Below are 5,959 nucleotides of genomic sequence, written 5' to 3' on the forward strand. Positions count from 1 at the left end.
AACTCCTCTGTGTTTGAAGGGTCCACCAGCAGGCCATTCTCCCCTGACGAGATGACTTCCCTGATACCGCCCAGTCTGGAAGCAACGACCGCTCTGCCGCAGGCCATGGCCTCCTGCACGGTCATCCCGAATGGTTCGAAAAGCGATGGCATAGCGAAGAACTCCGCCTGCTGATAGTACGGGACCAGGAGCTCGTCCGGGATATAGCCCGTAAGGTGCACCCGGCTCTCCAAATCCTTTTCGGCAATAATCCCCTTCATCATGGACAGGACCCCGAGCTCCCGCTGCTCCGGTTTGAGCGACCCTCCCCCGATGACCAGGTGGATATCCGGAATTGACTGCCGGACAATGTCAAAGGCGTACAGCAGGAAGTCATGCCCCTTGTTGGCATCAATCCGGCTGAGGCAGAAGATGTACCTCTCCGGCAGACCGGTTTCAACCTTCGCCTCCCCTGTGGCAGGAGGTCGGAATGTGTGCACATCCACCCCCGGAGGAATGACGACGATGTCATCAGACGTGAACCCGTAGAGTTGCTCCAGTTTCTCCTGCTGGACCGTAGTAGTGACTGTCTGCGCCCTCACCGAGCGGAAGATGCGCAGCTCTTCGGCGGTGCGATGGCTGAACCGGTACTTCCTCTCCATCTCGTCCGGGTCCCCGCCCATCTGCTCGCGTTTCCAGGCACCGAGGGAGTGAGCGGTAAAGAAAGCAGGACGGTCGAGGGTTCGGGCAACATCCAGGGTGACAATCCCGGCGTCCACGTAGTGACCGTGGAAGAGGTCGTAGTCGAGGTCATTCTCGCGGATGAAGGTTATCACATTCTGTGCAAGCTCGGGGAGGACATCGTATATCTCTTCCTTGGCGATGAAGCACGATGGACCACACGGTATCCGGATGACCCTGACATCGGGGTAGTCCGGGACGGGGTCGACCTGCGGCCTGGAGTGGTCGCACCAGCGGGTGTAGATGTCCACCTTTACACCATACGCGGTGAGGGCCTTAGCCAATTCCAGCACGTAGACCACCTGCCCGCCGGTGTCAGTCTGCCCAAGCTGGGGTACGGGGTCGAAGTACCCGTGTGTGCTCAGCATACATATTCTCTTCAGCTTACGTTCCTTTTTTTGCATCATTCACCTGTGCATCGTAGTCTCCGGTGATAATTATGTCCGCGCGGGAACGGTGTGATGAAATGATATCGTGCTCTATTTTGAGGACTTGTTCGAGGAAGGCGTCCTGTGTCTCCCGGGCGCGGAGTTTTCGCTTCTCCCTGGTGTCGATGTAAGTGCGGTCTATGAAGACCCGCCGGTGAACGTTCTTCAGGGTGGTGGTGTAGGTCCCTTCGACTATAACCGTCCTGGCCCCTTCGAGGTTGATTATTTCCTTGGTTATACGGTCCTCTTCAAAAATGACCAGGGGCTTGGTTATCTCACTTTTGCCTTCGAGGATGTCTTTAAGGTTCCGGTCGAGCAGGTCGAGGCGTACTTCGGACAGACCGACGTGCGCGATGTTCTTCCGCCGCATCTCCTCGTTCGTCCTGGGAGGATATACAAAGTAGTCGTCCTGCTGAAGGATTACGCTGCCGATGTCCTGTTCCGAGAAGACGTCGGAAAGAGCCTCGGCGACCTCCGACTTGCCACTGCCGGACTCGCCGGCAATGGTGATGATGAATCTGCTGACGCTGCCCGTGAGCAGGGGAAGCAGAAGTAAACCTGCCTGCCGGGCTGCCTCGATGTGCCAGGTCTCGATGATGAGCTTGTCGCCTTTCACACCATTGCCTCCCTTTTAGGACGTTACCCCCAACATTGCGGGATACCAACTGGCGGGATGCTAAACTGCCAAACGGCCCTGCCGTACAGGAATACTATCACCTGTTGCGGGTACTGGCAAGAAAGTGTACTCGTCCGGTGCATTAGTGACACTCTGGTACAGTCGATGCTGGCCGCCTTCTCATGTGGCAATGCCTCATCCCCCTTACGCCCTTCTCCTCTGGAGAAAGGCTCCTATATCTATATATAGTGCTTCCAACAGTTCGTTAGTTTGCTGAGACTGCGAAAGTAGTTTTCAGTCAAGCCGTCCTTTTTAAGGGTTTGGAATCAGCATCGTCATACAAATAACGATATTTACGAAACACTACGCTAGTAGCCGCACAGAATCTGGGCTTTGTGCCGCGAGATTCTTCGAGGATTCCTCGTTCTACTCGGAGCCCCGCTCAGAATGACAGTTGCCGTTGAGTACAAAGGGATTGAAAAGGGGCTTCACCCCTTTTGAGTGACTGAGCAACGGTCGTATCCTTGATTGGATATTGATATGGGGATAGGTGGCTGATACAATCCAGATATGAACTAACATTGATGGAGGTAATGTAATGGCAAACAAATGGCAGGATATCAGAGAGGGATTGTGTGGGGCTTTGGTGATTGGTGGTTCTCTTGTAACACCCTTCCTACGATATTGGCGCACACGGTGGGGTGCTACCGAAGCCGAACTTAAGAAGAATCTGCCTGGTGATGACTTGGTACCACACCCAAAATGGCAGTACACAAATGCAATTACTATAAATGCTCCTTTAACCAGCGTCTGGCCTTGGCTAGTACAGGTAGGACAAGGACGTGGTGGTTGGTACAGCTACGAATGGCTTGAAAACCTAGCCGGCTGCGATATCCATAATGCAAATCAGATTATTCCTGAATTCCAGCACCTGAAGGTTGGAGATATCGTGGAACTTGCACCACAGTTCGGTTATCCCGTTGCGATTGTTGATCCGTGCCGTGCGATTGTCCTCCACAGCGATTCACGCACTGGAGGTTTGCCAATCCCGGTTAAAATGAAGCCCGGGGACTACAATATCAGTACTTGGGGATTTTTCCTCGAAGAGATTAACGAAAAATGCACTCGGCTCATCACCCGACTTCGTAATGACTACACTCCCAAAATGGTATTAAAACTTATGGCTGGTCCCAGCTTAGTAGAACCAGTTAGCACTGCGATGCAAAGGAAGATGTTAAAAGGCATCAAGAAAAGAGCTGAGGCTTAGGTTTTCAAGGGTAAAATCTAATTAGGTAGTGATTTATTGGGCAGCCAATGACTGCCCTCATTCTTTCCTACCTGAACGTACGCATGGATGGGCAAACACCCCGATGTTTGTTCAATATAGTCAAACTCAGGCATTGTTGTCCTAAATAGGCGTGTCTTTAACAATGCTGAGGCTAAAAGGGATTGGTTGACCGTTGCTTGTACACTCTTCAGTAAATATTCCCCCTTCCCCAAATGGTGAAGGGGGATACAGGGGGATGGGGTGACCTGACAGCAGTAGTACTACCGTTTATAGATTGCTTCGGTGTCTCCTCGTAATGCCACTCCTTGAAGTAGCCCGGACCCTTATAGCTTCTGTTATGTCAACCTTCTGTCTGAGCGAGAGCAGAAAGACCATGTGCGGATAGCGGCCGTCCTCGGCCGTGACATGCTGGTAGGCCGGTTATCAGAAGTAGCGACGGAAGCCGTGCGCGGATGGTTCGAAGCCAGCGGAACGGTAGAACCGGTGGGCGCCGGGACGCTTCTTGTTGCTGCTCAGGGTAATCTTGTAGCATCCTGCGTCTCGTGCGTGTGTTACGGCGTAGTCCATGAGCAGCTTGCCCATACCGCGGCGCCGGTGCCGGCGGTCGACAACCATGTTCTCCACCAGGGCCCAGGGCAGGGCATCGTGGGAGAGGTTGGGCACAATCAGCAGCACCAGGGTTCCGATGACCTCGCCGTCTTCTTCAGCAACCACCAGCTCGTGCCCGGGGTATGCGGCGATATCGGCAAACACCTGCCGGAAGCTATCGGGTGTCGGTTTATATTCCTGCTCAGCCTGAGAGGTCGTGATGGCCAGTTCCCGGTAGAGCTCGAGGATGCGCGGGATATCTGCCTCGGTGGCCAGCCTGACCGTTACCATCGTCCTCGTGCCTCCCCGCACTCCCAATGATATGCACCATTCTACTGCATTTCGCTCCCGGTGCAAAGTCACGGGTCGTCAAATGCCATTCGGCCCTTCATTCGTATCAACTGGTACTCTACCGATACCGGTTCGTAACTGTCCTGTAACCATGCAGGCACAATCTTAATCCCGCCTTAACCCCGGTGCGGTATGCTGTAATTAATAGGATTTAATAAGGAGGAAAGAAAATGAACTACCTGATTGCATCGACCCGAGTGATTGGCAGGTTCCTGGGTCTTGTCTTTGGTTACGGCCTCGAGATTCCGTCTCAGGATGTAGCGAATCGCTACCCTACCCTGCGGTACTACTTCTAGCCATGTCACAGCGTAAACCCCGCCCGGCCACGTTCCACTAGCCCGGAAAGAAAAGACATTTCATCGAGCGTGGCTGCGGCGCAGGGAAGCGCCTTCTTCCTGCCCTGCATCCCATTCCAACAGACCCACCCCTCAATCCGTCCCCTCTCCTGTACTGTCCTTAACCCGCCTCTTTTCGCCACAATGTCCTTCCACGAAAGGTATCCCGTCATTATCTCCGGCACTGGAATATTATCGTGGCATCTTCTCCCTTCGAGCCGGCGTCCCGGTACGGTGTAGTTGCCCTGATATCGCGGAAACCGGCGACTTCGAGCAGTTGCCGGAACTCGTCCCGCTCGTATAATCGCAACGATAGCTCCTCGACTTCGTCGTCAACAACTTGACCATGGCTGATAACCTGGTAGCGGTGTATGTCCTGCTGGACCTGCTCCCCGGAGTCGTACGTCGGTAGAGCACTAAAGACAAGCTCGGTGCCATCGGACCGGGTAAAGCGGGATTCGTGCCACGTTCCGAGGTCTCCGTTCAGCGCTCTCGGGGTTTCAATTTCAAGGACCAGCTTACCGCCGGGAACGAGGTGATGGTGGAGTCTCCGGAGGGCTTCCGCAGCATTTGCCCGGTCGGTAATAAGGCCGAAGGAACCGGCGGGGATAAGGATATAGCCGTACCGGCGGGCAATATCCAGCTCCTGGAGAAGCTGCTGATAGAGTACCGGTTGAAGTCCCTTTGCCTCGCAGCGGTTGTGGCATGCCTGAAGCATGTGAGGCGATGAATCGACACCATCAGTATCGATTCCCCGTTCCAGGAACGGAACCAGGAAGCGCCCTGTACCGCACATTGGTTCCAGCACGGGATGGGCGGTGTCTTCGTGACAGTGGAGGAAGAACGCCAGGGCATCCGGCGGCGCCTCGGGCTTGGAGAGGTCATAGAACTCGGTGCAGAGTTTTCCGTAGATACTCGTCATCGTGTCCGGCGTAGCCTTTCGCTATAGTATTATTGGTCCGTCGCTGACTACCTGCTCTTCTTCGAGCCGGTCAATCTCCCGGTCACTTATGCCGAGAATCTCGGCGAGGACGTAACGGCTGTGCTCGCCGATGCAGGGTGCCGGGCGATTGACACCGGTCGGGGTTTTGGACAGTCTCAGGGGGAACCCGGGATAATCATGGTTCCCTGCCTGGGGATGGGTCACGTTGGTGAAGTAGCCTCTCTCTCTAAGGTGGGGGTCCTCCATCACCTCTTTTACATTAAGAACGGCCCCGGCGGTCACCCCGGCCTTTTGCAGGATGTGCATCGCCTGATAATGGTCCTGTTGCGTGGTCCACTCACTGATGAGCTTGTCCAGCTCATCCTGGTTCTGCCATCGGCCCATCTGGTCGGAGAACCTTTCCTCCTGCGTCCACGGCGGATTACCGATAGTCCGGCAGAACGCGCTCCACTCTTCATCCGTAGCCACGGCAACTGAAAGCCAGGCGTCGTCGCCGCGGCAGCGGTAGCAGCCGTGGGGTGCCATACAGGGGTGCCGGTTACCCGTTCGTATCGGTTCGCGCCCGTTCATGGCGAAATCGAGAAGCGGTTCAGCCAGAAGGCCGACACTGGTCTCTATCTGGGCAAGCTCGATGTACTGTCCCTGTCCGGTACGGCGGCGGTGCCAGAGGGCAAGCATCACCGCTCCGGC

At 55.1% G+C, this 5,959-nt stretch carries 7 protein-coding genes; 2 read left to right on the plus strand and 5 right to left on the minus strand.

The features are described from left to right. On the minus strand, nucleotides 1–1,088 hold a 1,088-nt coding region (locus VMW13_03550; protein HUV43887.1), incomplete at its 3' end, for a glycosyltransferase. 16 nt (nucleotides 1,089–1,104) lie between these two features. Beyond that, the gene (locus VMW13_03555; protein HUV43888.1) at nucleotides 1,105–1,764 is read right to left on the minus strand and encodes a zeta toxin family protein; all 660 of its coding nucleotides are present in this window, start codon (nucleotides 1,762–1,764) and stop codon (nucleotides 1,105–1,107) included. Between the two features lie 598 nt (nucleotides 1,765–2,362). On the opposite strand from VMW13_03555, the gene VMW13_03560 reads away from it, so the two are divergent. Continuing rightward, nucleotides 2,363–3,031 (plus strand): hypothetical protein, encoded by a 669-nt coding sequence (locus VMW13_03560; GenBank protein ID HUV43889.1) that lies wholly within the window; start codon nucleotides 2,363–2,365, stop codon nucleotides 3,029–3,031. 444 nt (nucleotides 3,032–3,475) lie between these two features. On the opposite strand, the gene VMW13_03565 is transcribed toward VMW13_03560, so the two are convergent. Beyond that, entirely contained in the window at nucleotides 3,476–3,931 is a 456-nt protein-coding gene (locus tag VMW13_03565) for a GNAT family N-acetyltransferase (GenBank protein ID HUV43890.1), read from the minus strand. A gap of 230 nt (nucleotides 3,932–4,161) precedes the next feature. On the opposite strand from VMW13_03565, the gene VMW13_03570 reads away from it, so the two are divergent. Beyond that, a complete protein-coding gene (locus VMW13_03570) occupies nucleotides 4,162–4,287 on the plus strand; it encodes a hypothetical protein (GenBank protein HUV43891.1) in 126 nt (41 codons plus the stop codon). Between the two features lie 211 nt (nucleotides 4,288–4,498). On the opposite strand, the gene VMW13_03575 is transcribed toward VMW13_03570, so the two are convergent. Together VMW13_03575 and VMW13_03580 are read right to left on the minus strand one after the other, a co-directional pair. Beyond that, nucleotides 4,499–5,248: a class I SAM-dependent methyltransferase gene (locus VMW13_03575; protein ID HUV43892.1), complete on the minus strand. Its 750-nt coding sequence runs from the start codon at nucleotides 5,246–5,248 to the stop codon at nucleotides 4,499–4,501. Between the two features lie 21 nt (nucleotides 5,249–5,269). Further along, nucleotides 5,270–5,959: CaiB/BaiF CoA-transferase family protein (locus tag VMW13_03580; GenBank protein HUV43893.1), on the minus strand; the 690-nt coding region annotated here is incomplete at its 5' end.

This window comes from Dehalococcoidales bacterium (assembly GCA_035529395.1).
Lineage (GTDB): Bacteria > Chloroflexota > Dehalococcoidia > Dehalococcoidales > Fen-1064 > DUES01.

What these genes read in the sequence shown, in the direction of transcription:
- VMW13_03560 (HUV43889.1), top strand. Translation starts at nt 2,363, where the DNA reads ATGGCAAACAAATGGCAGGATATCAGAGAGGGATTGTGTGGGGCTTTG.
- VMW13_03565 (HUV43890.1), bottom strand. Translation starts at nt 3,931, where the DNA reads ATGGTAACGGTCAGGCTGGCCACCGAGGCAGATATCCCGCGCATCCTC.
- VMW13_03570 (HUV43891.1), top strand. Translation starts at nt 4,162, where the DNA reads ATGAACTACCTGATTGCATCGACCCGAGTGATTGGCAGGTTCCTGGGT.
- VMW13_03575 (HUV43892.1), bottom strand. Translation starts at nt 5,248, where the DNA reads ATGACGAGTATCTACGGAAAACTCTGCACCGAGTTCTATGACCTCTCC.